The 24869-nt window shown below is 68.4% G+C and carries 19 protein-coding genes, 1 tRNA gene and 2 CRISPR repeat arrays; of the genes, 16 read left to right on the forward strand and 4 right to left on the reverse strand.

Annotated elements, in window-relative coordinates; genetic code table 11:
• The first annotated feature begins 29 nt into the window (after nucleotides 1-29).
• The 6 genes from ACFY3D_RS17365 to ACFY3D_RS17390 all read left to right on the forward strand — a co-directional run bounded on the left by ACFY3D_RS17365 (nucleotide 30) and on the right by ACFY3D_RS17390 (nucleotide 8246).
• Nucleotides 30-965, forward strand: coding sequence for a glutathione S-transferase C-terminal domain-containing protein (locus ACFY3D_RS17365; RefSeq protein ID WP_389980433.1), 936 nt, complete (start codon nucleotides 30-32; stop codon nucleotides 963-965).
• Nucleotides 962-2719: an FAD/NAD(P)-binding protein gene (locus ACFY3D_RS17370; RefSeq protein WP_389980435.1), complete on the forward strand. Its 1758-nt coding sequence runs from the start codon at nucleotides 962-964 to the stop codon at nucleotides 2717-2719. The genes ACFY3D_RS17365 and ACFY3D_RS17370 overlap by 4 nt, the downstream gene beginning before the upstream one ends.
• A complete protein-coding gene (locus ACFY3D_RS17375) occupies nucleotides 2716-4515 on the forward strand; it encodes an ABC transporter substrate-binding protein (RefSeq protein ID WP_389980437.1) in 1800 nt (599 codons plus the stop codon). Before ACFY3D_RS17370 ends, ACFY3D_RS17375 begins: the two co-directional genes overlap by 4 nt.
• Nucleotides 4512-5483 carry an ABC transporter permease gene (locus ACFY3D_RS17380; protein ID WP_389980438.1) on the forward strand — a complete coding sequence of 324 codons (972 nt, stop codon included), beginning with the start codon at nucleotides 4512-4514 and terminating at the stop codon, nucleotides 5481-5483. Before ACFY3D_RS17375 ends, ACFY3D_RS17380 begins: the two co-directional genes overlap by 4 nt.
• 127 nt (nucleotides 5484-5610) lie before the next feature.
• Entirely contained in the window at nucleotides 5611-6480 is an 870-nt protein-coding gene (locus tag ACFY3D_RS17385) for an ABC transporter permease (RefSeq protein ID WP_389980440.1), read from the forward strand.
• The gene (locus ACFY3D_RS17390) at nucleotides 6477-8246 is read left to right on the forward strand and encodes a dipeptide ABC transporter ATP-binding protein (RefSeq protein ID WP_389980442.1); all 1770 of its coding nucleotides are present in this window, start codon (nucleotides 6477-6479) and stop codon (nucleotides 8244-8246) included. Before ACFY3D_RS17385 ends, ACFY3D_RS17390 begins: the two co-directional genes overlap by 4 nt.
• A 190-nt stretch (nucleotides 8247-8436) precedes the next feature.
• Here the strand turns inward: ACFY3D_RS17390 and galK are convergent, their stop codons facing one another.
• Complete coding sequence (gene galK, locus ACFY3D_RS17395; protein WP_389980444.1) at nucleotides 8437-9573, reverse strand: galactokinase; 1137 nt, start codon at nucleotides 9571-9573, stop codon at nucleotides 8437-8439.
• Nucleotides 9574-9734: 161 nt separating this feature from the next.
• Here galK and ACFY3D_RS17400 point away from each other — a divergent pair.
• Nucleotides 9735-9808 (forward strand) — tRNA-Ile (locus ACFY3D_RS17400).
• 143 nt (nucleotides 9809-9951) lie between these two features.
• On the opposite strand, the gene ACFY3D_RS17405 is transcribed toward ACFY3D_RS17400, so the two are convergent.
• The 3 genes from ACFY3D_RS17405 to ACFY3D_RS17415 all read right to left on the reverse strand — a co-directional run bounded on the left by ACFY3D_RS17405 (nucleotide 9952) and on the right by ACFY3D_RS17415 (nucleotide 11427).
• On the reverse strand, nucleotides 9952-10677 hold the full coding sequence (locus ACFY3D_RS17405) for a hypothetical protein (protein ID WP_389980446.1): 726 nt from the start codon (nucleotides 10675-10677) through the stop codon (nucleotides 9952-9954).
• Nucleotides 10678-10783: 106 nt separating this feature from the next.
• A complete protein-coding gene (locus ACFY3D_RS17410; RefSeq protein ID WP_389980448.1) occupies nucleotides 10784-11137 on the reverse strand; it encodes a hypothetical protein in 354 nt (117 codons plus the stop codon).
• A gap of 71 nt (nucleotides 11138-11208) precedes the next feature.
• Nucleotides 11209-11427: a hypothetical protein gene (locus ACFY3D_RS17415; RefSeq protein ID WP_389980450.1), complete on the reverse strand. Its 219-nt coding sequence runs from the start codon at nucleotides 11425-11427 to the stop codon at nucleotides 11209-11211.
• A gap of 72 nt (nucleotides 11428-11499) precedes the next feature.
• Nucleotides 11500-11827: a CRISPR direct-repeat array (repeat unit 23 nt; unit sequence ACCCCCACGGGCGTGGGGAGGAC).
• A gap of 295 nt (nucleotides 11828-12122) precedes the next feature.
• On the opposite strand from ACFY3D_RS17415, the gene cas3 reads away from it, so the two are divergent.
• The 9 genes from cas3 to ACFY3D_RS17460 all read left to right on the forward strand — a co-directional run bounded on the left by cas3 (nucleotide 12123) and on the right by ACFY3D_RS17460 (nucleotide 24323).
• The gene (gene cas3 / locus ACFY3D_RS17420; protein ID WP_389980452.1) at nucleotides 12123-14852 is read left to right on the forward strand and encodes a CRISPR-associated helicase Cas3'; all 2730 of its coding nucleotides are present in this window, start codon (nucleotides 12123-12125) and stop codon (nucleotides 14850-14852) included.
• Between the two features lie 32 nt (nucleotides 14853-14884).
• Nucleotides 14885-16396 carry a type I-E CRISPR-associated protein Cse1/CasA gene (gene casA, locus ACFY3D_RS17425; RefSeq protein ID WP_389980454.1) on the forward strand — a complete coding sequence of 504 codons (1512 nt, stop codon included), beginning with the start codon at nucleotides 14885-14887 and terminating at the stop codon, nucleotides 16394-16396.
• A 33-nt stretch (nucleotides 16397-16429) separates the two neighbouring features.
• Nucleotides 16430-17050 carry a type I-E CRISPR-associated protein Cse2/CasB gene (casB, locus tag ACFY3D_RS17430; RefSeq protein WP_389980456.1) on the forward strand — a complete coding sequence of 207 codons (621 nt, stop codon included), beginning with the start codon at nucleotides 16430-16432 and terminating at the stop codon, nucleotides 17048-17050.
• On the forward strand, nucleotides 17047-18168 hold the full coding sequence (cas7e, locus tag ACFY3D_RS17435; protein WP_389980458.1) for a type I-E CRISPR-associated protein Cas7/Cse4/CasC: 1122 nt from the start codon (nucleotides 17047-17049) through the stop codon (nucleotides 18166-18168). The genes casB and cas7e overlap by 4 nt, the downstream gene beginning before the upstream one ends.
• Nucleotides 18169-18176: 8 nt before the next feature.
• Nucleotides 18177-18902 (forward strand): type I-E CRISPR-associated protein Cas5/CasD, encoded by a 726-nt coding sequence (gene cas5e, locus ACFY3D_RS17440; protein WP_389980460.1) that lies wholly within the window; start codon nucleotides 18177-18179, stop codon nucleotides 18900-18902.
• Nucleotides 18899-19525: a type I-E CRISPR-associated protein Cas6/Cse3/CasE gene (gene cas6e, locus ACFY3D_RS17445; protein WP_389980462.1), complete on the forward strand. Its 627-nt coding sequence runs from the start codon at nucleotides 18899-18901 to the stop codon at nucleotides 19523-19525. The genes cas5e and cas6e overlap by 4 nt, the downstream gene beginning before the upstream one ends.
• Entirely contained in the window at nucleotides 19522-20502 is a 981-nt protein-coding gene (gene cas1e / locus ACFY3D_RS17450) for a type I-E CRISPR-associated endonuclease Cas1e (RefSeq protein WP_389980464.1), read from the forward strand. Before cas6e ends, cas1e begins: the two co-directional genes overlap by 4 nt.
• Nucleotides 20503-20505: 3 nt before the next feature.
• The gene (gene cas2e, locus ACFY3D_RS17455) at nucleotides 20506-20844 is read left to right on the forward strand and encodes a type I-E CRISPR-associated endoribonuclease Cas2e (protein WP_389980466.1); all 339 of its coding nucleotides are present in this window, start codon (nucleotides 20506-20508) and stop codon (nucleotides 20842-20844) included.
• A gap of 13 nt (nucleotides 20845-20857) precedes the next feature.
• A CRISPR array of direct repeats spans nucleotides 20858-22714; the repeat unit is 28 nt; unit sequence GTCCTCCCCACGCCCGTGGGGGTGAGCC.
• A gap of 541 nt (nucleotides 22715-23255) precedes the next feature.
• Complete coding sequence (locus tag ACFY3D_RS17460) at nucleotides 23256-24323, forward strand: Fic family protein (RefSeq protein WP_389980468.1); 1068 nt, start codon at nucleotides 23256-23258, stop codon at nucleotides 24321-24323.
• Nucleotides 24324-24869 lie beyond the last annotated feature (546 nt).

Here is a 24869-nt window from a genome sequence, read left to right on the forward strand (position 1 = left end):
GGTCACCACGACATGTCCGGGAGCGTCAGATGCCGAAGAGCAGCACACTGAACTACGCCAGCCCCGTCGACCTCGACACCCACGGCCACTACCGGCCCGGTGGCAGGTCCGGCCTGCGCTACCCCTTCACCGGGCGGATCGGCACAACCGCCTTCCCCGCCGAGCCGGGGCGCTACCACCTCTACGTCGCGGCCGTCTGTCCCTACGCGCAGCGCGCCGCCATCGTGCGCTCCCTCAAGGGACTCCAGGACGTGGTCTCGCTCTCCTACGTCGACGACGAGCGCGACGGACGCGGGTGGGCGTTCCGCGAGCGGCGCGGGGCCGACCCGGTCAACGGCTTCACCACCCTGCGGCAGGCGTACGAGGCGACCGAGCCCGGCTTCGACGGGCACGTCTCGGTGCCGGTCCTGTGGGACAGGACGAGCGGTCGCATCGTCAGCAACAACTTCCCCGACATCACGATCGACCTCGCCACCCGGTTCGGCGGTGACCCCGAGGCCGACCTCTACCCCGAGGAGCTCAGGCCGGAGATCGACGAGCTCAACACGAGGATCTACGAGATCGTCAACACGGCGGCGGGCCGCGTGGCGTCGGCCACCACCGAGAGCGCGTACACCGAGGCGCGCGCAGAGGTGATCGCCTTCCTGGACGAGCTGGACGACCGGCTGACCGACCGCAGGTACCTGTTCGGCTCGGGAATCACCGAGGCGGACGTACGGCTCTGGCCGACCCTGCTCCGCTTCGACCTGAGCGACAACCCGGCGGCCAGGATCAGCGAGCGCCCGCTGACCGCCTTCACCAACCTGTGGGCCTACGCCAGGGACCTGTACGCCCACCCCGCCTTCCGCGAGAACACCGACTTCACCGTCATCTCCCCCCGGCACGGCGAGACCGACACCTGGCGTGTCCCGGTCGAGCCGCTGTACGCCGACTGGGACGAGCCGCACCGCAGAGCCGCCGTATGAGCGCCTCGATCGCCGTCGTCGGCGCGGGACCGACGGGCACCTGCCTGGTGGAACGGATCTGCGCCAACGCCGCCGACCTGCTCGGCTGGCCTTCGCTGGACGTCCACGTGATCGACCCCCATCCGCCGGGCGGCGGGCGCGTCTGGCGGCGCGACCAGCCGGACCTGCTCTGGATGAACTCCACCGCGGCCGACGTGACGCTCTTCACCGACGAGTCGGTGCGGTGCGAGGGACCGATCCGCCCGGGACCCACGCTGGCCGAATGGCTCGGCGGAGACCCCGGCAGGTTCGCCACCCGCCCCGCGCAGAGCGACTACCTCTCCCACGTCTTCCACCGCGCGGTGGCGACCGCGCCGCGCGGCGTCCGGGTGCACGTGCACGCCACCCGCGCCGTCGACCTCGCCGACGTCCCCGGCGGCCAGGCGGTGAGGCTGGAGGACGGCAGGACGATCGAGGTCGACGCGGTGATCCTCGCCCAGGGCCACGGCGACGTGACCCCGACGAGCGAGGAGGGCACGCTGGCCCGCCTCGCCACACGTACGGGGCTGCGCTACCTGCCCACCGGCTACGCGGCGGACCTCGACCTGGACGGCGTCCCCGCGAGGGAGCCGGTGATCGTACGGGGGATGGGGCTCGCCTTCGTCGACCTGATGGTGCTGCTCACCTCGGGCCGGGGCGGCCGGTTCGTCCGCGAGTACGACGGGGAGCTCGTCTACCTGCCCAGCGGGCGGGAGCCCCTCCTGCACGTGGGCTCGCGGCGCGGGGTGCCGTACCACTCCAAGACCGGCTACCCCTTCAAGGGCGCCCGCCCGCCGGTGCCGCGCTTCCTCACCCGCGAGGCGCTGGGCGAGGGACCGTGGGACTTCCGCAAGGACGTGTGGCCGCTGGTCGCCAAGGAGCTGGCCTTCGCGTACTACCACGAGCTCATCACCGCCCACCCCAAGCGCGTCAAGCTGGGCTGGGAGGAGTTCGAGGAGGGCTTCGCGGCCGAGGAGTGGCGCAGCCTCGGGATGCGCAAGCTGATCCGCCAGGCCGTGCCCCGGCACCCGGACCGGCTCGACTTCGACCGGCTCGACCGGCCGCTGGACGGCATCCGGTTCGGCGACCACGCGGGCCTGCAGAAGTGGATGCACGGCTATCTCGCCGTCGACCTGGAGCGGCGCTCCGACCCCGCGCACAGCGCCGACCACGCCATGATCCTCGGACTGCTCTCCGTCTACGGCGTCCTCGCCGAGCTCGGCATCTCCGACCCGTGGTTCGGCGGCTTCTTCAGCTACGTCGCGAGCGGCCCGCCGGGACCCCGGCTGGAGGAGATGCGTGCCCTGGCCAGGGCCGGGGTGGTCACCTTCCTCGGCGCGAACCTCAAGGTCGACCACCACGAAGGACGCTGGCGGGCACAGAGCCCCACCGTGCCCGGCGGCGTCGCGGCCGGCACACTCGTCGAGGCCCGGCTGCCCGCACCCAGCGTGAGCCGGGCCGTCGACCCGCTCATCGGCGCGCTCCGCGACCGCGGCGAGCTCGACGAGGAGTCGGGCCTGGTGAACGTGCGGACCGCGGACCGCCGCCTGCTCGACAGGTCAGGCAGCCCGCACCCCCGCAGGTTCGCCCTCGGCCCGTGGGTCGTGGGCGGCAGGGCCACCGCCGGTTTCGCCAGGCCCCGCCTCAACGCCCCGCTCTTCCGCCACGCCGACGCCCTCGCCCGGATCGTGCTCTCCGAGGCCGCCGGAACCCAGATCAGACGGCACGTCGCGTGAACCATTCCGATCGCCATACCCGGCGTGTCGTCGAGCCGGCCGGACGCGCCGTACCGAACAACGCCGCACAACACGCCGTACAGAACAACGTCGTACAGAACGCCGTGCGGAAGCACGCCGCGGAGAAGCACGTCGTACAGAAGCGCAAGGAGAAGAACGTGAAGTTGCGATGGGGCGCCCTGACGCTCGCCGGAGTGCTGGCGCTCGCGGCGTGCGGAGCCGAGAGCGGGGCCCCGAGCGCGAAGGCCGGTGCGGACGGCGGTGGCGACGGAGGGTCGCTCGTGTGGGCGGTGGAGACACAGCCCATCACCTTCAACCCGCACCAGTGGGGCCAGAACAAGGCCCGCCTCCTGGTCCACAACCAGTTCGACGCACTGATCGCCCGGGGCGGGAACGGTGAATTCCTTCCCTGGCTGGCCACGTCCTGGAAGGTCTCGGAGGACGGCCTGACCTACACCTTCGAACTTCGCGACGACGTCACCTTCCACGACGGCGAGAAGTTCGACGCCGCCTCGGTGAAGGCGAACCTCGACCAGCTCGTCTCACCCGGCTACAACGCCGCGCTCAGCGCCATCCAGCTGCGCAACTTCGAGAAGGCCGAGGCGACCGCGCCGTACACCCTGAAGGTCACGCTCAAGGCCCCCGACGGACTGTTCCTCGACTTCCTCTCCTCCCCGTACGCGGGCCAGGTCTCCCCGAAGTCGCTGAAGAACGCGAAGGACCTCAAGGCGGGCGGCGTCGACGTGGTCGGCACCGGACCGTTCATCCTCGACCGGTTCACCCCCGGCCAGGAGGTCCACTACAAGCGCAACCCCGACTACAAATGGCCGCCCACCGGCGCCGCCCACCAGGGGCCGGCGCACCTGGCCGAGATCACCTACCGCTTCCTGTCCGAGGCGGCGGTACGGGTCGGCGCGCTCACCTCCGGGCAGGTGCAGGTGATCGAGGGCGTGCCCGCCACCGAGATCGGCCTCATCAAGAGCGACCCCGAGCTGAAGCTGGAGACCAGCCTCAACTCCGGAAGCGCGTTCTCCTACTACTTCAACGTCTCCCGTCCGCCGTTCGACGACAAGCGGGTCCGCGAGGCCTTCCGCGACGCCGTCGACGTGGACGCGGTGCTCAACTCCGTCTACCAGGGCACCGCCAAGCGGGCCTGGAGCGTCATCGGCCAGGGCAGCCCGCAGTTCTACGACCCCTCCCTGGAGAAGACCTTCGGTAACGACCCCGAACGGGCCAACCGGCTGCTCGACGAGGCGGGCTGGAAGGAACGCGACGCCGAGGGCTTCCGGGTCAAGGACGGCAAGCGGCTCACCGTGCGCACCGTCAACGCCGCGCCGTTCGTCCGCGACCGCCGCGACGTCCTCGCCCAGGCCGTCCAGGCGGCCGTCAAGCAGAGCGCCGGGATCGACTTCCAGGTCAAGATCGTCGATCAGGGCACCGCGCAGAAGGCCGTCGAGGACAACGAGTACGAGATCTTCGAGAACTCGCGCGGCGACACCGACGCCGGGGCTGCGCTCAACCTGATCCTGGCGAAGGACGCCGCGATCAACCGCACGAAGTTCGGGAGCGCCGAACTGGACAAGCTGCTCGCCGACGCGTCGGCCGCCTCCGACGTCGCCAAGCGCAAGGAGCTCTACGCGAAGGTGCAGAAGACCGTGATCACCGACGAGGCGCTCCTGCTCCCGCTCTACGTTCCCGCCGACCAGATCGCCTACAGCGCCTCGGTCACCGGGATCACCTTCGAGCCGGTCTCCGGCACCCCCAACGGTGCTTACGACATCCGGATAGGGACGTGAGCACCCTTTCACTCACCCGGCGGCGGGGGCTGGCCGCCGCCGGGTGGCTCGGCCCGGTGGCCCGGCGGCTCGGAGCGGGCGTCGCCGTGCTCTGGGCCGCCGCCACCGCGGCCTACCTCGCCCTGCTGCTCGCCCCCGGCGACACGATCGACGTGCTCGTCGGCGACGGCCTCGACACCCCCGAGCGGCGGGCGGAGATCATCGCCGAGTGGGGGCTGGACCGCTCCCCGCTCCAGCAGTACGGCGACTATCTGCTCCGCCTGCTCCAGGGAGACCTGGGCCGCTCCTACATCCTGCAGCGCGGCGTCGGCGACGTCCTCGCCTCCCAGATCGGGCCGACGATCCAGCTCGCGCTCACCGCAGCCCTCCTCGGGGTCGTCCTCGCCCTGCTGCTCGCCCTGACCACCGCGGGCCGCCGCCCCTGGCTCGGCGGCCTGGTCGGACTGTCGGAGCTGGTCACCGTCTCGGTCCCGCCGTTCCTCATCGGCATCCTGCTGCTCGCCGTCTTCTCCTTCACCCTCGGCTGGTTCCCCGTCTCCGGGGACAGGGGACTCGCCTCCCTGGTACTGCCCGGACTCGCGCTCGGGCTGCCGATCGCGGGAGTGCTCGGCCAGGTGCTCCGCGAAGGGCTGGAACGGGCACTTGAGGAGCCGTTCGCGGTGACCGCCCGCTCGCGCGGCATCACCGAGTGGCGGCTCGTCGCCCGGCACGCCCTGCGTCACGCGCTGCTCCCCGCCGTCACCCTCACCGGCTGGTTCGTCGGCTTCCTGCTCGGCGGAGCGATCATCGTGGAGGCCGTGTTCGGCCGACCCGGGCTCGGCCAGGTCACCGTCGGCGCGGTGAACAGCAAGGACATGCCGCTGGTGATGGCGGTCGTGCTGATATCCGCCCTCGCCTACGTGACGGTCAGCACGATCGTCGACCTCGCCTACCTCGCGATCGACCCCCGCCTGAGGAGGAGCCGATGACGACCCCGTCGCGCGAAGAGCCGGTGACGGTTCCACCGGCGGTTCCACCGACGGTTTCGCCGAGGTCGGAGCCGACGGTGGTCCCGTCGCGGGAGGCGCCCTCGCCGTACCACCCGAGGAGGAGCCGATGACGACGGTCACGGAGGTCCCGGGTGTCGAGACCGCCGACCCCGCCCCGGCCGGGCGCGGGTACGGCCTCAGCGCGCCGCCGGTCGCACCGCTGCTGTTCCTGGCGGTCGCCGCCGTCGCCGCCATGGCGCCGAGCCTGCTCACCGGCGTCGACCCGCTCGCCGCCGACCCGCTGAACGCGCTCGCCGGGCCGAGCGCCGAGCACTGGTTCGGCACCGACCACCTCGGCCGCGACGTGCTGTCGCGCGTCGTCCACGGCGCGGGACACTCGCTGAGCATCGGCGCCGCCGCCGTACTGCTCGCCGCGGGGGCCGGAACCCTGCTGGGCGTCCTGGCGGGACTGTCCCCCCGCTACGTCGACGAGCTGCTCAGCCGCCTGTTCGACGTCGTGGCGACCTTCCCCGAACTGCTGCTCGCCCTGCTGGTCATCGCGATCACCGGCCCCGGCACCGGCAACGTGATCCTCGCGATCGGCATCGCGCAGATCCCCAACTACGCCCGGGTGATCCGCGCCCAGACGTTCGTGGTGCGCCGCTCCGGCTACGTCGAACAGGCGGTCACCTTCGGCCTGGCCAGACCGATACTGGTCGCCCGCCACGTACTGCCCAACGTGCTCGGCCCTCTGCCGGTGCTCGCCACGATCGGCATGGGCACCGCCATCATCGCCACCTCGGGGCTCAGCTTCCTCGGCATGGGCCCGCAGCCGCCCAGCCCGGAGTGGGGTTCGATGCTGTCCGAGGCCCGCAACTACCTGCGCGTCGCCTGGTGGAGCGTGCTCTTCCCCGGCCTCGCCGTCACCGGCACCGTCATCAGCCTGACGCTCGTCGGGCGCCGCCTGCAGCGCCGTTTCGAGGGGAGAAACCGATGAGTCTCATCGACGTCGAGGACCTGCGGGTCGGCTTCCCCAAGGCCGGAGTACAGGCCGTACGGGGGGTGAGCCTCTCGATCGAGGCGGGCGAGTGCGTGGCGATCGTCGGGGAGTCCGGCTCGGGCAAGAGCGTGACGGCGAGGACCCTGGTCGGGCTGGCCGGACCCGGCGCCGAGGTCACCGCCTCCCGGTTCGTCGTGAACGGCGGGGACGCGCTCCGCTTCGGCGCCCGCGACTGGCGACGGCTGCGCGGCCGGTTCGCGGGGCTCGTGCTCCAGGACGCGCTCACCTCGCTCGACCCGCTCCGTACCGTCGGCGACGAGATCGCCGAGGTGCTCACCACCCACGACGTCGTCCCCCGCACCGCCCGGAAGGAAAAGGTGATCGAACTGCTGGAGGCGGTCGGGGTCCCCGAACCCGAGGTGCGGGCCCGGCAGTACGCCCACCAGCTGTCCGGAGGGCTGCGCCAGCGCGCCCTGATCGCCTCCGCGATCGCCGCGAGCCCGCCGTTGATCATCGCCGACGAGCCGACGACCGCGCTCGACGTCACCGTGCAGGCCCAGATCCTGCGACTGCTCGCCGCCCGCAAGGCCGAGGGCACCGCGCTGCTCATGATCAGCCACGACCTCGCCGTGGTCTCCGCCGTCGCCGACCGCGTACTGGTGATGAAGGACGGCGTGATCGTCGAGGAGGGGCCGACGGGACGCGTGCTGTCCGAGCCCCGCCACGACTACACCAGGCTGCTGCTCGCCGCCGTCCCCTCCGCGGTCTCGCGCGGTACCCGCCTGTCGGCCATCGCCGCCGGGGGAATCGCGCTGCGCACCCCACTGCCGGAGCGGACCGTCGACCACGCCGCGCCGATCCTGGCGGTCTCCGGGCTCTCGGCCGCGTACGGCTCGCGCACGGTGGTCGACGACGTGTCCTTCGAGGTCTATCCCGGCGAGACGCTCGGCATCGTGGGGGAGTCGGGGTCGGGCAAGACCACGGTCGCCCGGCTCGTCCTCGGACTGCTCGAACCCGCCTCGGGGGAGGTCCGGCTGGGCGGCGAGCCCTGGTCGGGGATCCGCGAGCGCGCCAGGCGTTCCCGCAGGTCCCGCATCCAGGTGATCTCCCAGAACCCGCTCGACTCCTTCGACCCCCGCTACACGGTCGGCCGCCTGGTCGCGGAACCCCTGCGCGGCGCCTTCTTCGAACGCGGCCCCTCGCGCGCCGTTCCCTCCGGGAACGGTTTCTTGCCCGGGGACGGCTTTCCTCGTGGTCGCTCTTCCCTGACCGGCTCCCGGCGCGGCGTTCCCACCGGGAGCGGCTCACCGCGCGGGATCCCTTTCCGGCGCGGCTCCTCGCGAGAGGCCCTCCTCGACCGGGTGACCGAACTGCTGAATCGGGTCGGACTCCCGGCGGACATCGCCGACCGGCATCCCCGGCGCCTGTCCGGAGGCCAGCGCCAGCGGGTGGCCATCGCGAGAGCCCTCGCCACCCACCCCGACGTGCTCGTCTGCGACGAGCCGGTCTCCGCGCTGGACGTGTCGATCCAGGCCCAGGTACTCGACCTGCTCGCGGAGATCCAGGCCGCCGACGGGACCGCGCTGATCTTCATCTCCCACGACCTCGGGGTGGTCCACCACGTCGCCGACCGGGTACTGGTCATGCGCGGCGGGCGGGTCGTGGAGGAGGGGCACGTGGATGAGGTGTTCTTCCTGCCCCGGCACGACTACACCCGCGAACTGCTCGGCGCGGTGCCCAAACTGGTGTCGACCGAGCCCTGACCCCGGGACCGCAGATGTGGGGCAGGACCGGCATCCACCGCGAGCGGGGCGAACCTGACCGATGAAGGTCGCGGACGCCGGGGGCAGGAGCGGCACTCGTCGTGAGCCGGGCGGTCTCGGGCCGTGGAAGCCGGGCGGGACCGGCACCTCCAGGTGCGACAGGTGATCCGGTACGTCGAGGCGGACCGGATCAGAGCAGGCGGCGGGCACCCTGGGCCGGGGTCGCCGGGTAGATGTCCGGTGCGGTCCAGCCGCGCTCGGCGTAGGCCCCGGTCACCGACTCCCGTACCGACTCCACCCGGTCGTCGGCGACCAGCGCGATCGCCGAGCCGCCGAACCCGCCCCCGGTCATCCGAGCCCCTCGTGCCCCGCCCCTGACCGCCGCCTCCACGGCCACGTCCAACTCGGCGCAGGACACCTCGAACTGGTCGCGCAGCGACAGATGAGAGGCGTTCAGCAGCGCACCGATCTCCCGTACCGCCCCGGCCCGCAGCAGCCCGATCACCGCCTCCACCCGGTGGTTCTCGGTCACCACGTGCTGGGTGCGCCTGCGCTCGTCGCCGCTCAGCTTCGCGAGGGCGCCCGCCAGATCCGTGACATCGCGCAGCGCGTCGACCCCCAGGCGCTTGGCGGCGTTCTCGCAGTCCTTGCGGCGGCGGGCGTACTGCCCGTCGGCGAGCTCGTGATGCACCCCGGTATTGATGATCAGCAGCTGCATGCCGTGACTCGCCAGGTCGAACGGGATGCTCCTGGTCCCCAGGGTCCGGCAGTCCAGGAACAGCGCTTTCCCCTCCTCGCCGAGGGCGGAGGCCGCCTGGTCCATGATCCCGCACGGCATGCCCACGAAGTCGTTCTCGGCCTTCTGGGCGGCGAGGGCGATCTCCATCTTGGTGAGGCCGAGCCCGTACAGCTCGTTCAGCGCCGTACCGATTACCACCTCCAACGCCGCGCTCGACGACAGGCCCGCCCCCGGGGGGACGTCCCCGTCGATCACCACATCCGCCCCGCCGACCGGACGCCCCCGCCCCTGCCCTCGTTCGCCTTCGCCGAGGGCCCAGAACACCCCGGCCGCGTAGCGTGCCCAGCCCTCGGCCTCGTCGGGTGTCGCCAGCGTCACCGGCTCCCCCGCCTGCAGCGACCGCAGCCTGATCACCCCGTCCTCGCGCGGCGACACCGCGGCGGTCACCCCCCACGGCAGCGCGAACGGCAGGACGAACCCGTCGTTGTAGTCGGTGTGCTCCCCGATCAGGTTGACCCGCCCCGGGGCGTGCCACACCCCGGCCGGCTCCACGCCGTACGAGTCCCTGAAAGCCCCAACAACGCGCATGATCCAACACTCCTCAACACGGCTCACCCGTAGGGTATCGATTCCATCAGAGCCGGGTTCCGCGCTCGTTCCCGCCGAAGGTCACATCTTGAACCCGTCCCGCCCGGCAGATGTGCGAAGAGCCCCCACGTTTGGTTGAATGCCGCGTACGGCGTGCGCGAGGGGCGGTAGCTCAGCCGGTTAGAGCAGGGGACTCATAATCCCTGGGTCGCGGGTTCGAGTCCCGCCCGCCCTACCCTCTCCGGTCACCCGAAAAGCGTCCCTGGCCTGCCTGTTCGCGGTCGGGGACGCTTTCGTCGTGTCCGGCTGTCTACGGCTGTCGCCGATCGTTTGCGGGTGATCGTTCCCAATGCGTTCCCACGGATTCGAGGATGGTTCTCAGCCCTCGGCGGCATTCTTCGCCGCTAGGAGAGTCTCTGCGATCATCATCGGACCGGCGTAGATCAGCCACTCAAGCACCGGCAGGGGAAGTTTGTCGGGTGTGTCAAGCAGTGTTTGGCTTAGAAGGTTGGGAGAGGGCATCTCGACTGGAGCTCTGGCTAGGAGTTCAGCACCTTTCCCCCGCCAGCCCTCGTGGTTAGGGTCGGCAACTATGGCACATGCTTCTGACACGATGGTCGGCCAGAGTGGCATCCCCCGGTGGCTTCGGCCGTAGGTGATCGCCTGCGTGATCAGGAAGCTCAGTAGTGCTTGGCGTCCGTAGTCCTTGCTCAGGCTGTGTAGGCCGTAGACACGCTCCTTCACGTGCTTCTGGAACGCCCCAAGGTGGCCGTATCCCATCTCCTGAAGAGTGCGCCCCCCACCTGCCCAAGGCCGACTTCGGTTGAGAAGATGCTCTTCAAGACTAAAGATGGCAAAGGGGGAGGTTGAGACCAGGACGGACTTTGCCGCTCGTTGTAGGGCCACGCTCTCAGCAAACATCTCGCCATCAGTGGGACCGCGCCTGCTCGCATGCATGTCCTCGACGGGGGAATTGCGCCAGACATCGATCACCATGCCCACAGCAGCGGCTTCCATGATCGAGCCCTCGTCAGGGCCGATCCCTTGTCGTTCAAACTGAGGCCATAGTTCCGAGAGAGCCTGCACAGCATCAGCGATTGGCATTGGCATTGGTGACCTTCCCTGTATGGCCAGTCATCCATTCGTCTTCCAACAGCATGAAAGCACCTTCCCCGGGACATGGAAGGTGCCTTCATGAGAGAGCTGGCCGTCATTCTTTAAGTGCATCGGCGATCCGGCGCTTGGCCGTCTCGTCCTGGCCGACGATGCACTTCGCGTAGATCTTCAACAGCACGTCGACGCTGTGTCCCGCCCATGCGGCGACCTGGGTAGGAGGCACCCCGGCGTTGAGCCAGGTGGACAGGCAGGCGTGTCGGAGGTCGTAGACGCGCTTGCCGAGTGGAGAGGCGTACTCGGCTTCGGTCAGCACACTGGCGCGGGCCTTGTCCCACGCCCGCCGATAGGTGATGGTCGGCAGATCCCCGCCCTTGATCCCGGTGAATCCTTGCCGGGTGGAAAGGAGGCCAGGTGGCAGCGAAGGAATCTGACCAGTTCGGGAGCACAAGGGGCGGTACAGCTCTCACCCTCGGCCCGGTGCTTGAGCTGGCGGCTCTCCCGCTGGGTGCCCTCATTGGTTCACTTCTTGCCAACGTCAGGAGCCGCCGTACGAAACCGCAGCTCTCCCCACGCGTCCGGCGACTCCTTCCACTCCTCCGTCTCCTCGTTCCATGCCAGCGCCGGGAGGATCATGTTCGTCGTCTGAAGGTTCACGGCCTCCTCGGGGCGGAGGACCGCGAAGTAGAGGACCGCGAAGAAGGCCACCAGCCGCGGTCTGTTGCGCTTCTGTGCCGCCACCCAGGCCAGAAGCGCTCTGGCCTGGGTGGGGTTGATGACGCAGTCACGGTTGACCTCGTGCGAACTCAGTTCACCCCCACGGGCGTGGGGAGGACGTCTGGCAGGAACGCATGGACCAGGGTGACCTCGGCTTACCCCCACGGGCGTGGGGAGGACCGGATGATGGAGCCCTGACCTCTGAGGAGTTGCGGCTTACCCCCACGGGCGTGGGGAGGACGACATGCGGATTGTCGTCAAGCTCCCGAAGTCCGGCTCACCCCCACGGGCGTGGGGAGGACCCGCTGGCAAACCGTCTCACCCTGCGACGGACCGGCTCACCCCCACGGGCGTGGGGAGGACGTGGCGCATACTCTCCTCCCCGCCTAGACGTCAGGCTCACCCCCACGGGCGTGGGGAGGACACTTCCCGACCTGCTGTTTCACAAACGCACTTGAAGTTTCTGGCAAGCCGAACACGTCGCCGAAGACATGGCGGCAAGCCTACTCGCCCCGCGAGGTCAACTGGCCAATGTCGATATAAACATAAATGTGGCATTGATGTATAAAAATGGCGTGTGGGGATATTTTAAACGAGAGTATTTTTCATGTTCTTTGTTTGACGTGAAATGTCGGCGGCTGTCTCTACAGTGAGCTCTCGTAAATCTGATCAGCAGGCACGCGTCTGCTGGCAGGGCCTGAGCCACTGACGGAGAAGCTATGGGTGGTCCCCCGGAGATTGACCTCACGTTGTGGGGCAAGTCGCGAGGACTTCCAGGGCGCTACCCGCTGGTCTGTCATCTTCTCGACGCCGCCGCAGCGGCGGAGACCCTGTGGGACGACTACCTCTCGCCCGGCCTGCGTGCATCTTTGGCGAATGAGCTGGGAGTCGGTGAGAGACACGCGCGGCATCTGCTCGCGTATTGGGCGGCATTGCACGACATTTGCAAGTGCATGTTCTGTTTCCAGGCGCAGGATGAAACGGGGCTTGGCCAGCTCAGCGGTTATCCAGAAGTGCGTGCCGAGCCGAAGGGGCATGCGTTCGCCGCGCATGTCTGGTTGGGACAGCTGCTGGTGGCTACCGGCTACAAGGTCGGCAGGAAGTCGTCCCCTGCCATCCGGGCCGCTCAGCTACTTGGCGGTCATCACGGCAAATTCTCCCCGTTCAACCATCGCGAGTTCCGCGACCCGCTGGACTCGCTTCCGGCACTGGGGGACGGCAAATGGGAGGAGCAACGTCAGGCGATCGCAGCTTTGGTGCACAAGCTGACGGGGCGTCCGGAGCCGCCGCAGCAGGTGTCGGCCGCAGGGGGAGCGTTGGCATGTGGCCTGGTGATCCTGGCGGACTGGCTGGTGAGCCAGGACACCTTCCTGCATAAGCAGATCGGCGCCGGCCTGCCGGAAAGCGGCGATGTGGCCTGCCTCGGGCGGCATTTGGTACGTAGCCGGGCATCTGCTTCGAGGCTTCTACGAGAGGCGGGCCTTGGACAGCTGACATTCAAACCTGGCGGGTTCAGTGACGACTTCCCGTTCACGCCGAACGGCTTGCAGAAGTCCATCAGCGAATGCCTTCCCGCCCTCGTCGACGGAGATCCAGGGCTTTTGCTGATCATGGCGCCGATGGGGGAGGGTAAGACCGAGGCCGCGCTGCACGCGGGGCGCCTGATGGGCGAAGCCACAGGGATGCCGGGTTACTTCGTCGGGCTGCCGACGATGGCCACCTCCGACCAGATGCTGCGGCGGGTGGACGACTTCCGCAGGCGCAGGGTCGAGGGCGCCGACTCGCTGACCCTGCTTCATGGCATGGCCTGGTTGAACGCCGCCTATTCCGCGGAAGGCGACGAGGTCGGCGTCCTGACGCACGACCCCATGGCGACCCGGTGGTTGCGGGGGAGTAAGCGAGGTCTGCTCGCCAACCTCGCGGTGGGCACGATCGACCAGGCGCTGCTGGCAGTCCTGCGGGGCCGGCACAACGTGCTGCGGATGCTCGGCTTGGTAGGGAAAGTGCTGGTCATCGATGAGGTACACGCCTATGACGCCTACATGCAGGGACTGCTCAAGGTGCTGCTGGAGTGGCTGGGCGCGTTGAAGGTGCCGGTCGTGTTGTTGTCGGCGACGTTGCCGGTGACAGTGGGGCGGCGGCTGGCCGAGGCGTACTTGGTGGGGGCCGGGTGTCGTGACCGGCAAGTGCCCGAGGTGACATATCCGGGATGGATTTACGTCAGCCCGCGGGCGGCTGTGTCCGTACCGGTGGGAAGCCGGGAGCGAAACCTTTACGTCGATACACATGACGTTCCGATCGCCTCCGACGGGCGCCCTGACCGGTCCGCCGCTCTCCGCGAGGTTTTCGCTTCACTGATGCGCGACGGAGGTTGCGCGGCAGTTGTCTGCAACACCGTCGCCGAGGCCCAGCGCACCTATCTGACGCTGCGGGACTGGGTGCGTGAGTCGAGAACGGCCGACGGGAACGCACCGGTGATCAGGCTGCTGCACTCGCGGTTCGAGGCGCAGCGCCGAGAGGAGATCACTCAGGAGATGGTGGGCTGGTTCGGCAAGGACGCCGGGGGCAGCCGACCACGAGGGGCGATCCTGGTGGCAACGCAGGTGATCGAGCAGTCCTTGGACCTGGACTTCGACCTGGTGGTCAGCGACCTGGCTCCGATCGCCCTGCTGCTTCAGCGCGCGGGCCGCTGCCAGCGGCATCCGGTGCTCGACAACGGACGGCCCGACTGGGCGAGGGGAGCGATGCGCCTGGTGGTGCTGACGCCCACCGACCAAGAGGGCACACCAGCCGTACCTCGGGCCTGGCCCTTCGTCTATCCCACGGCGCTGTTGCGCCGTACGCGTGAGGTATTGGCGGATCTTCCGGGCGGTGTGGTGGCCATCCCCGCTGCCATTCAAGGCTTGGTCGACCAGGTGTATGACGAGAGTTTCGGTGACGAGACGTCTCCGATCACCGATGACGACGTGGCCCGGTTGGCCGATGAGCAGACCAAGGATTTGTACGCGCAGATGGCTGCCATCCCCACGCCCGGCCGGATCGACGATCTGAGTCAGCTCAGCGGAGACGACTTCGTGAACGAGTTCTCAACACGGTTGGGTGCCGATTCCGGGCGGGTCGTCTGCTGCACCGTCGCCGCCGACGGTCGGCTCATGCTTGGCGATAGGCCGCTTCCTGTCAGTGAGGACGGCGGCCGAGCCGGGAAAAAGTGGTTCACCAAGGATCAGGTCCGGCTGGTGATGAGCCACACGATCCCGGTGCCGGGGACGTGGTTGCGCGGCTTGTCCGCTGATAATGCGGTGCCGCCGGCCTGGGCTGACAACCCACACCTCAGCGATCTCGTCGTGGTTCGGATGACCGGGGAGGAGATGTCCGGTCGGCTTGGCGATCGGGCCCTTTGGCTGTCGCAGGAGATGGGGTTGTCGGAGTTCCCTTCCACGACCGGCTGAGACCGGTCTTCACTACACAGAAGAGAGGTGTCGTGACATATGACCTGTTGACTCGTGCCTGGTTGCCCGTCAGAACAGGTGACGCGCGACAGACGATCGGGTTGCGGGAGTTGTTCGAGCGCGCGCACGAACTGACCGATATCGAGGCCTCGCCGCCTCCGGGCGCCTCCGGCCTGTGGCGAGTGCTGACCGTGATCGCGGCTCGGGTGACCGGCTTGGACGACATGACGCTGAGCCCTGATCAGTGGGGTGAACGCCAAGCGGAGATTCTGGAGGACGGCGAGTTCGATCAGCGCGAGGTGGAGAAGTACTTCGCGCGGTATATCGATCGTTTCGATCTCTTCGATGCCCACCGGCCGTGGCTGCAGGACCCCCGGCTCAGGGAGCAGTGCAAGAGCAGCTCGGGCGTGAACAAGCTCGTCATGTCCAGGCCCGCCGGAAACAACCAGGTGTGGTTCAACCACGCAACGGTGTTGGATCCGCGACCGATTCCGGCTGATGAAGCGGTCTTCCATCTCCTGACGCAGCTCTACTACGGCCCATCCGGTCAGTGCACGCCCCGGGTGGTGGCCGGAACCTCCGGTGGGAACAGCAAGGCCGGCCCGCTGCGCAGGACGATCTCGTTTCATCCTTTGGGGCGTAATGTCTTCGAGTCGCTGGTGGCGGGCATCCCCCCGGCCTACCGTTACGACACCGGCGGAGCCGACCTCGCTCCCTGGGAGGCTGACGAGCTCCCCGATCCGCTGGGCGTACCGCCGCGGCCCAGCGGTTTGGGCGGGGTGTTGGCCAGACGGTTCCAGCATGCGGTGCTGTTGGAGCGTTCCGTGGACGGGGAGTCGGTTGTCGACGCATGGATCACCTGGGCGTGGCGGGACAGAGAATTCCCCGCCGAGGATCCGTACCTGATCTACCAGCAGAACAAGGACGGAGCCTTCTACGCCCGCCAGGCCGACGCGAGCCGGGCACTGTGGCGCGATTTCGACGCGCTGCTGCTGGAAGACGCCGGTGACGACCACCGCCGTCGGCCCGTCGTGCTGGCCGCAGTCGAGGACATGCGTGGCACGCTGCTGCCGGTGCTGCGGGCTCGGGCCTTCGGCTTCGACCAAGACGGCCAGACCCGAGACAAGGAATGGACCGTCGGGGTGACTCCGGCGCTGCTGGCGCTGGCGAACGAGACCCGGGTGGCGCGGGCGATCAGCGACATGCGGCAGGCGGCCGAGCGGGTGCATCAGCATCTGCGGTGGGCGCTCCGCGATGCCTGGATCGCGATCAACGATCCGTCCAACGGGAACGGTAAGCCGCAGCGCAAGGACATCGCCGAGGGTCCGTGGCTCGCGCAGGGAGCCTCGCGTTACTGGCGGCGTGCCGAGCAGATTTTCTGGCGGCGGGTGCGCGAACGGAGCTTCGACAGCGCGACGGACGACTTCCTGTGGCTGGCGCTGGACGTCTATGACGAGGTGACCGACAACGCGGGTTCTCTGCCACGTGCCAAGCGGGCCATCGAGCTCAAGCGGGACCTGATCTTCAAGGCACGGACCCGGTAAGGCGAGCAGAACGAGCAAGGCGAAGGAGCGCGTGTGAACTCGATTCCATCGATCGATACGGCCGACAAGTACGTGAGTTACCTCAGCCGGTTGACCCAACGTGATCCGGGGCGCCGGTCGGCCCTGCGCAGAGGGCTGGGGCGACCGGTGGAGGATGCCGTGGTCCGCAAGGCCCATGCGGTTGTGGCTCCGTGGCTTCCAACTCGGCCCGGCCGGGCGGTTGAGAGTGCCTACTACTCGGTCGCGGCGTTGATCGCCGCCCAACCCTCCGCACGGCGTGAGCAGGCTCCGGATACCGAGCCCGCCGCCCCACCGGCGACACCTGAGGGGCAGGAAGAACCCAAGCGGACCAGGAGCAGCATCGGCGGGACACTCGGCGTGGTCGTACGGGACAACAAGCTCAACCCCGTCACGGTGGAGGCACGCTTGCACCTGCTGTGCCGCCAAGACGTGACCGGCCTGCACCGCCAACTGCCCGGCCTTGTCCGTCACCTGAGCACCAAGGAGATCGCGCCGGACTGGGGTCGGCTTCTGGTCGACCTCAGCAGTTGGGAACGCAGACGCGATTTGGTGACCAAGAAGTGGCTGCAGGACTTCTACCGCGCGATGAACAGCACGACCGACCACAACGACTCGGAAAGCGAAAACCAGTGATCACTCCCCGATACCTCGACGTGCACGTGCTCCAGACCGTGCCCTTCGCCAACCTCAACCGCGACGACCTGGGATCGCCCAAGAGCCTGGTGTACGGCGGCACCACCCGGACCCGCGTCTCCAGTCAGTGCTGGAAGCGTGCCGTGCGCCTGGACGTCGAACGGGCCATTGGCGACCCGGCGGTGCGCACGCGGCGGGTTCCGGCCGAGGTAGCCGCCCGGCTCCAGAAGCGTGGCTGGACTGCGGAGGCGGCCCTGGCGGCGGGTGCGCAGGTGGCCCTGTCCGCGAACAAGAAGGAAGGGCTCAAGCTGGAGGACAAGGGCGGCACGTCTGTTCTGCTCTACCTGCCGGAGGCAGCGCTCGACGCCCTGGCCGACCTGGCCGAGGAGCACCGTGAGGCGATCGAGCAGAGCGTCGGTGCCAAGAAGCCCAAGCCGGTTCTGCCCTCCGAGCAGGTGGCCGCCATGTTGTCGGAGCGCAACGGCGTCATCAACCTGTTCGGTCGGATGCTGGCCGAGCTACCCGGCGCCGGGGTCGACGGCGTCGTTCAGGTAGCGCACGCGTTCACCACGCACGAGGTGGCGCCGGAAATCGATTTCTTCACCGCTGTCGACGACTGCCTGCCCGAGGACGCGGTCGGCAGCGGCCACATGAACAGCGCCGAGTTCAGCGCCGGGGTGTTCTACCGATACGCCAGCGTCGACCTGGCCGGTTTGCTGAAGAACCTCGGTGGCGACGCGGTGATGGCGCGGGAGCTCACCGGAGAGTTCCTTCGAGCCTTCGTCTCCTCGCTGCCGACGGGCAAGCAAACCTCATCGGCCGCCAACACGCTGCCCGATCTGGTGCACATCGCGGTACGGGCCGACCGGCCGATCTCCTTCGCTGCGGCCTTCGAAGCGCCTGTCCGCCCGGAGCGTGGCATCGCCGCCCCGTCCCGTCAGCAGCTGGCCCACCATGCCGGGCGGCTGGAGAAACTGTGGGGGACCAGCGGCGTCGTCTACCGCGGATACGCGTGCATCGAGGACAAGCCACTGGACAATCTGGGAACGCAGACGGACTCTTTCGCCGAACTGATCGACGGCGCGGTCACCGCCGCCGACCGGGAGACCTCGGCATGAGCGGTCTGGTGCTGCGGCTGGCCGGTCCGCTGCAGTCCTGGGGAGAACACAGCGTTTTCACTCAGCGCGACAGCCTGCGGTTTCCTACCCGATCCGGACTCATCGGCCTGCTCGCCTCCGCCGAAGGAGTGAGCAGGGACCAGCTCCTGGGCGCCTACGAGGCGTTGCGTTTCACCGTCCGTATCGACCGGCCCGGCGTACAGATGATCGACTTTCATACCATCGGTGGCGGGCTCCCTCGCGGGGTGCCGCGACCGGACGGTACGCAGCGTTCTCGCGACACGGCGACGATGGTCACCAGGCGCCAGTACCTCTCGGACGCGGTGTTCACCGTTGGCGTCGAAGGTTCCGAGCAGCGCCTGGGCGAACTCGCCGAGGCGCTTCGCCGGCCGCACTGGCAGCCATACCTGGGGCGGCGTTCCTGCCCACCGGATCAGCCGCTTCTGCTGCGCCACGTCGACGACCCGGTGACCCATCTGGAGACGAAGGTGCCGCTCGCGCGCCGGCTCCGGGAGAACGAGGAACCCACGGCCGAATTCGTCACCGAAGGCACGATGGACGCTGCCGACGCGGTCACCGAGTTGGCCGACGTACCGGAAAGCTTCAACCGCTACGACAGGCGCTACCGCATTCGAACGGTCAGCATCACCGCCCGGACGCTTCCCAAAGAGCTGTGCCGCACCGGAGACGCGTTCTGGGAGTGTCTCGCCGCTTACATCGGGGAGGAATCGTGACCGCCTGGCTGGTGCGAATCCTGCCCAACCTCCGGCAACGAGACGTCAACAACGACCTCGCCGACCCCGACCGGCTCCACAAGCGCATGATGATGTTGGTGCCTGACGAGATAGGCGAACAGGCCAGAGCTCAGACCGGTGTCCTCTTCCGGGTGGAGGACACCCGAAACGGTCTCCAACTCCTGGTCCAGAGCAGCATGAAGCCGGACCTTTCCCGACTGCCGGACGGCTACGGGGAAATCGCCATGCGTGAGCTGGACGGGCTACTGGCGCGGCTCAAGCCAGGCACTCTGGTGCACTATCGGATCGCGGCCAACCCCTCCAAGAGACTGGGCAGGAACGCCGGTCCCAAGGCTGGCAAGATCGAAGCCCTGCGAGGTGCTGCGGCCGAGGAGTGGTGGGTTGCCCGCGCCGCAGCCAACGGGTTGGCCGTCTCCACTGTGTCCTCGCAGTCCCAGCAGGACATCCGAGCCAAGGGCACCATCCGCCACGCGGTCGTCCGCTTCGACGGCAGCGCGATGGTGACCGACTCGGAGGCCGTGCGCGCAGCCGTACTCCAGGGCATCGGCCGCGGCAAGGCGTACGGCTGCGGACTCCTCAGTCTCGCCTTGGCGCCACGATGACAAGCGCCGCGCGGCGTAAACTCGCCGCTCCAACGCTTGCCATGCTGCCCCGGATCTCGGACTCGCTGTCCTTTCTCTACGCCGAAGCCGTCCGAATCGTGCAGGACGACACTGGAGTCTGCGCCCAGGTCGAGTCCTCCCAAGGGATCGACCGCGTTTACATTCCGACGGCGGCTCTGGCCTGCATTCTTCTGGGGCCGGGCACGTCGATTACTCAGCCGGCCATGGCGACGATCGCCCGGCATGGCACCTCCCTCGTGTGTGTTGGGGCAGGCGGGGTGCGAAGCTACGCCGGAATCATGCCCGCCTCGCTGACCACGGCGTGGCTGGAGAAGCAGGTACGTGCCTGGGCCGATGACAAGAGCCGCCTGGAAGTGGCGGTTCGGATGTACGAGGCACGCTTCGGTTCTGCCTCCGCGCCGACGGGAGCTTCTCTCGCCCAGCTTCGAGGCCTGGAAGGGCAGCGCGTCAAGGCGCTGTACCGACTGCTCGCGACGAAACACGGGATCAAGCGGTTCAAACGGAACTACGACCCGGATGCCTGGGATGACCAAGACCCCGTCAACAAGGCGCTGTCGGGTGCCAACTCCTGCATGTACGGTGTCGTCCACGCGGCGGTCCTGGCCCTGGGCTGTTCCCCGGCGCTGGGCTTCGTCCACAGTGGCACCCAGATGGCCTTCGTCTACGACGTCGCCGACATCTACAAGGCACGGATAACCGTTCCGCTGGCCTTCTCGCTGCACGCCTCCACCGACCCAGAGCGTGAGGCACGCAGACGTCTCCGTGAGGATTTCAGGGCGTTCAAGCTCATGCCGCAAATCGTCGCCGACATCCAGGCGCTGCTCGACCCCAGCGGCGAAAGGCCCTCTTTCGCCGATCGGAACAGCGATCTCGTTCATCTGTGGGATCCCCAGGCAGGCGCGCTGCCCGCAGGCGTGAACTACGGATTCGAGACCTTCGACCTTTCCCTGGAGTAGCCGATGGCCTCGATGGTTGTCATCTCGACGACCGCGATCCCCGATCACGTCGGAGGGGCGTTGTCCCGCTGGCTCATCGAACCCTGCCCAGGGCTCTTCGTCGGCACCGTCTCGGCCCGGGTCCGCGACGAACTCTGGGCGGCGGTCAGCGCGAGCGTGGGAGATGGCCTGGCGGTCCTCATCCACCCGGCCGACACGGAGCAGGGATTCGCAATGCGCACGGCAGGCCAACGCCGCCGCCACGTAATCGACTTCGACGGCCTACAGTTGATCAGGTTCGCCGCCGGTGACTTGAACGACGCATCCAGCCCGTTGAAAACTTCAAGTGCGATTGTGAAATAGCAGGTCGGGAAGTGTCCTCCCCACGCCCGTGGGGGTGAGCCGAGGACCAGTTCGTCGCGCAGGCGGCGGCGGTGGTCCTCCCCACGCCCGTGGGGGTGAGCCGTCACGCTCACCGCGTTTGGCGTCGGCCTCGTTGTCCTCCCCACGCCCGTGGGGGTGAGCCGACCGGGACGCGCGCATCGCCCAGGCGGAGAAGGTCCTCCCCACGCCCGTGGGGGTGAGCCGTGGACACCGAGCCTGAGGTGTCAGCTGGTGCGGTCCTCCCCACGCCCGTGGGGGTGAGCCCAGACCGGAATGGTCTTCTCGATCCACTCCGAAGTCCTCCCCACGCCCGTGGGGGTGAGCCGGCAATGGCGCCGGTCCGCCATTCCGGCCGCCCGTCCTCCCCACGCCCGTGGGGGTGAGCCCGCCCGGGGGCGCATGCGTGCTCTGGCCTTGACGTCCTCCCCACGCCCGTGGGGGTGAGCCGCAGGACGACCTCAACAACCTCGTCGCGCGCATGTCCTCCCCACGCCCGTGGGGGTGAGCCGCAGGCTCCTTCGAGCCGAGCCGATCCAGTAGCGTCCTCCCCACGCCCGTGGGGGTGAGCCGGTGTCACGGACCGCTTGCAGGTCCCAACCTTCGTCCTCCCCACGCCCGTGGGGGTGAGCCGGGGTTTCATCCCTGGAGTTGCATGATTTCATTGTCCTCCCCACGCCCGTGGGGGTGAGCCGGCCGCGCACACCTCCGTCTCGGTGGCGGCCGGTCCTCCCCACGCCCGTGGGGGTGAGCCGCCGCACTCTGCTCTCCCCGCTCATGCTGGGGTGTCCTCCCCACGCCCGTGGGGGTGAGCCGTCGCGGGCCAACATGGTCCGCGCGCTCTGTGAGTCCTCTCCACGCCCGTGGGGGTGAGCCGGCGCAGCCCAGTACCTGTCGGAGAACGCGATCGTCCTCCCCACGCCCGTGGGGGTGAGCCGCACTACGACGACCAGTTCGAGTGGGAGACCAGGTCCTCCCCACGCCCGTGGGGGTGAGCCGCCGTGCCCGTGCGGCGTCCCCGTCGAGACGAGGTCCTCCCCACGCCCGTGGGGGTGAGCCGCTCCTGGGCGTGCCGTCCCGCATGGTCGAGGAGTCCTCCCCACGCCCGCGGGGGTGAGCCGGACCCCCGCTCCGTGAGCATCCTCGCCGCCGAGTCCTCCCCACGCCCGTGGGGGTGAGCCGTTCGCGACGCTGGTTGCGTCTGAGCTCGTCAGGTCCTCCCCACGCCCGTGGGGGTGAGCCGCGCGGCGACCGTGACCAGCACGGTGACCGCTGTCCTCCCCACGCCCGTGGGGGTGAGCCGATGGTCGCCAACGCCGACTGGCGCTGCTCCGGGTCCTCCCCACGCCCGTGGGGGTGAGCCGGAGCAGTTCACCGGCCTGATCAATGAGATCTCGTCCTCCCCACGCCCGTGGGGGTGAGCCCACGGTCCGCCGCCTCCGGCCGGAGGCGGCGGAGTCCTCCCCACGCCCGTGGGGGTGAGCCGGCCCGGCAGAAGCAGCGCGCCCTCGAACGCAAGTCCTCCCCACGCCCGTGGGGGTGAGCCAGCGTCATAGCCGTCGGAGGTGAGCAGGTTGCGGTCCTCCCCACGCCCGTGGGGGTGAGCCGGGAGGGGGGCAGGCTGTGAGTCTCCCCGGTCCGTCCTCCCCACGCCCGTGGGGATGAGCCGCACGGGCAGACGACGAGCAACTACGGCCAGGCGTCCTCCCCACGCCCGTGGGGGTGAGCCGGGCGACGTCTGGGACGACCAGGCGCCGCTCGTGTCCTCCCCACGACTGTGGGGGTGAGCCGCAGATGCAGCGGGAGATGGAAGCCCGAGCAGAGTCCTCCCCACGCCCGTGGGGGTGAGCCAGCTGTACATGGGCAAATCCAGCGCAATGGCGCGCAGGTGCCTACAGGTCGCTTCGGTGGGGCGTCACTGCCTGTGCAACAAGCACGCCGGAGCTCTCGATGGAGCAGTGCTGTGCCGAATATGTGCCGAAGTGATCGTCGATCACGTCTTGCTGTAAACGTTCTCGCAGGTAGGCGGCATGATCACAAGCCTTTGCGTCCGTGTCTCATAATCCCTGGGTCGCGGGTTCGAGTCCCGCCCGCCCTACCCTCCGTGACCACCTGAAAAGCGCCTCTGACCTGCGTGTTCGCACCCAGGGGCGCTTTTTCCGTGTCCGGCTGTCCACGGTGGCGGCGAACCGGTCCGGCTACTACGAAGCTCTCGAAGTGGCGAAAACCGACGCCGGCCTGCCGTTGGGAGGCGTTCGGCGCTGCGTGAACACGACGCAGATAGCCCCTGGTTGAAGGGAAGCGGCGCTAAATGGACGCTAAGTTTGAGTAGTTCAATTAGGTCTTAACATGAGTTCTCAAACTTTCACTTCGGCGTCTACATAGGGGAATCGGTGACGGGAAGAGGTCGCCCAAGCCGGGCCACGGTCTACCAACGGCTCGACCGGGCTCTTGAGGAGCTCAACCAGCGCCTCGGCGGCCTGCCCAGCCCGACCGAAGCCCAGGAAATCTGGTCCGACATCTGGCACCTTGAGGCCCACCACTCCACCGCCCTCGAAGGCAACACGCTGGTGCTCAAGGAAGTCCAGGCGCTACTCGACCAGGGCCGGGCCATCGGCGCCAAGCCTCTCCGGGAGTACAACGAGGTCAAGGGGTACGCGGACGCCGCCAAGTGGGTGTACGGCCAGGCGCTGGAGCCGGAGGTCTGGAACGACGGGTATCTCCTCAGCCTGAGCGAACTACGCCATATCCACCACACCGCTATGACGCCGGTCTGGGACATTGCCCCCCATCCGGAGGCCACCGAGCGTGAAGGGCCCGGCAGCTTCCGGGAGCATGACATCCACCCGTTCGCTGAGGGGATGACGCCGCCATCTTGGCCGCTCGTCCCCGGCGAGACCCAGGGATGGGTGGACGACGTTTGCGAGTTGGGCAGGAAGCTGGAAAGCAAGGAGGACATCGGGCAGCCGTTGCCTGAAGCGCTCGGGAAGATCCACAACTCCTTCGAGCGTATCCACCCGTTCATCGATGGGAACGGGCGCACCGGCAGGCTGGTCCTCAATCTCATCCTGGTGCGTCTCGGCTACCCGCCGATCATCGTGTTCAAGAAGCAGCGCGAGGCCTACCTTCAGGCCCTTCGGCGAGCCGACGCCGGTGACCACGGGGCGCTCGGAGAACTCATCGCGCGGGCGATGGAGGAGAACCTCAACCGCTTCATCGTCCCCAATGTGGCCGGCCCCGCGAGGCTGGTTCCCCTCGCCGCGCTGGCGGATGAGGAGTTCAGCACCCACGCCCTTCGCCAGGCCGCCCAGCGTGGGCGTCTTACCGCGGTTCAGGGTACGGATGGTGTGTGGAGGTCTTCTCGTAAGTCGGTCGACAAGTATCGAGCGTCTAAGCACAAGTCCACCAAGCCGAGGGCCAAGCGGGTTGCTGAGCCTTCTGAGGAGCCGCCTCTTTTCTAGTGGCGCGTCACGCAACCTTGGTCAACAGCACGTTGACGCTGTGTCCCGCCCATGCGGCGACCTGGGCAGGAGGCACCCCGGCGTTGAGCCAGGCGGACAGGCAGAAGCTCACCTCCACGTACGTGGGGAGGGCCAGTACAGGAACCGCTGGCCAGTTGGAACACCTCCGCGACCCGGGGCAGCTGCTGCACCGGTGGAGCCTGGTCGTGGTGGCGGCGAACCGGCCCGGCCACACGAAGCCCTCGAAGCGGCGAAAACCGGCGCCGACGTGCCATCGAGGGGAGGCCTTCGGCGCTGTGTGAACACGACGCAGATAGCGGCTCGCAGACGCGGATGTAGCCGAGGTCCGTCGTTTTCGAGGTCGCCCGCACGGATTTTCACGCTCGGCTGCCCTCCTGCCCGAGCGCGATGAGACGTGTGCCGGGGAAGGAGCTATGAGCCGTCGTTGTCATCGCGCAGGGAATGGATCATGCTCTGCAGGATCCGGAACGCGTCTGACTGCTCGGTCTCGGTCATGCCGGCGAGCATTCTGACCTCGACGGACCG

This window comes from Streptosporangium sp. NPDC000509 (assembly GCF_042898365.1).
In the GTDB taxonomy this organism is placed as follows: domain Bacteria; phylum Actinomycetota; class Actinomycetes; order Streptosporangiales; family Streptosporangiaceae; genus Streptosporangium.

Excerpts from the sequence above, each read along its gene's own strand:
- cas2e (WP_389980466.1), top strand. The coding sequence starts at position 20,506 with ATGGCCTCGATGGTTGTCATCTCGACGACCGCGATCCCCGATCACGTC.
- ACFY3D_RS17405 (WP_389980446.1), bottom strand. The coding sequence starts at position 10,677 with ATGCCAATCGCTGATGCTGTGCAGGCTCTCTCGGAACTATGGCCTCAG.
- galK (WP_389980444.1), bottom strand. The coding sequence starts at position 9,573 with ATGCGCGTTGTTGGGGCTTTCAGGGACTCGTACGGCGTGGAGCCGGCC.
- ACFY3D_RS17370 (WP_389980435.1), top strand. The coding sequence starts at position 962 with ATGAGCGCCTCGATCGCCGTCGTCGGCGCGGGACCGACGGGCACCTGC.
- cas3 (WP_389980452.1), top strand. The coding sequence starts at position 12,123 with ATGGGTGGTCCCCCGGAGATTGACCTCACGTTGTGGGGCAAGTCGCGA.
- ACFY3D_RS17385 (WP_389980440.1), top strand. The coding sequence starts at position 5,611 with ATGACGACGGTCACGGAGGTCCCGGGTGTCGAGACCGCCGACCCCGCC.
- ACFY3D_RS17365 (WP_389980433.1), top strand. The coding sequence starts at position 30 with ATGCCGAAGAGCAGCACACTGAACTACGCCAGCCCCGTCGACCTCGAC.
- ACFY3D_RS17390 (WP_389980442.1), top strand. The coding sequence starts at position 6,477 with ATGAGTCTCATCGACGTCGAGGACCTGCGGGTCGGCTTCCCCAAGGCC.
- cas1e (WP_389980464.1), top strand. The coding sequence starts at position 19,522 with ATGACAAGCGCCGCGCGGCGTAAACTCGCCGCTCCAACGCTTGCCATG.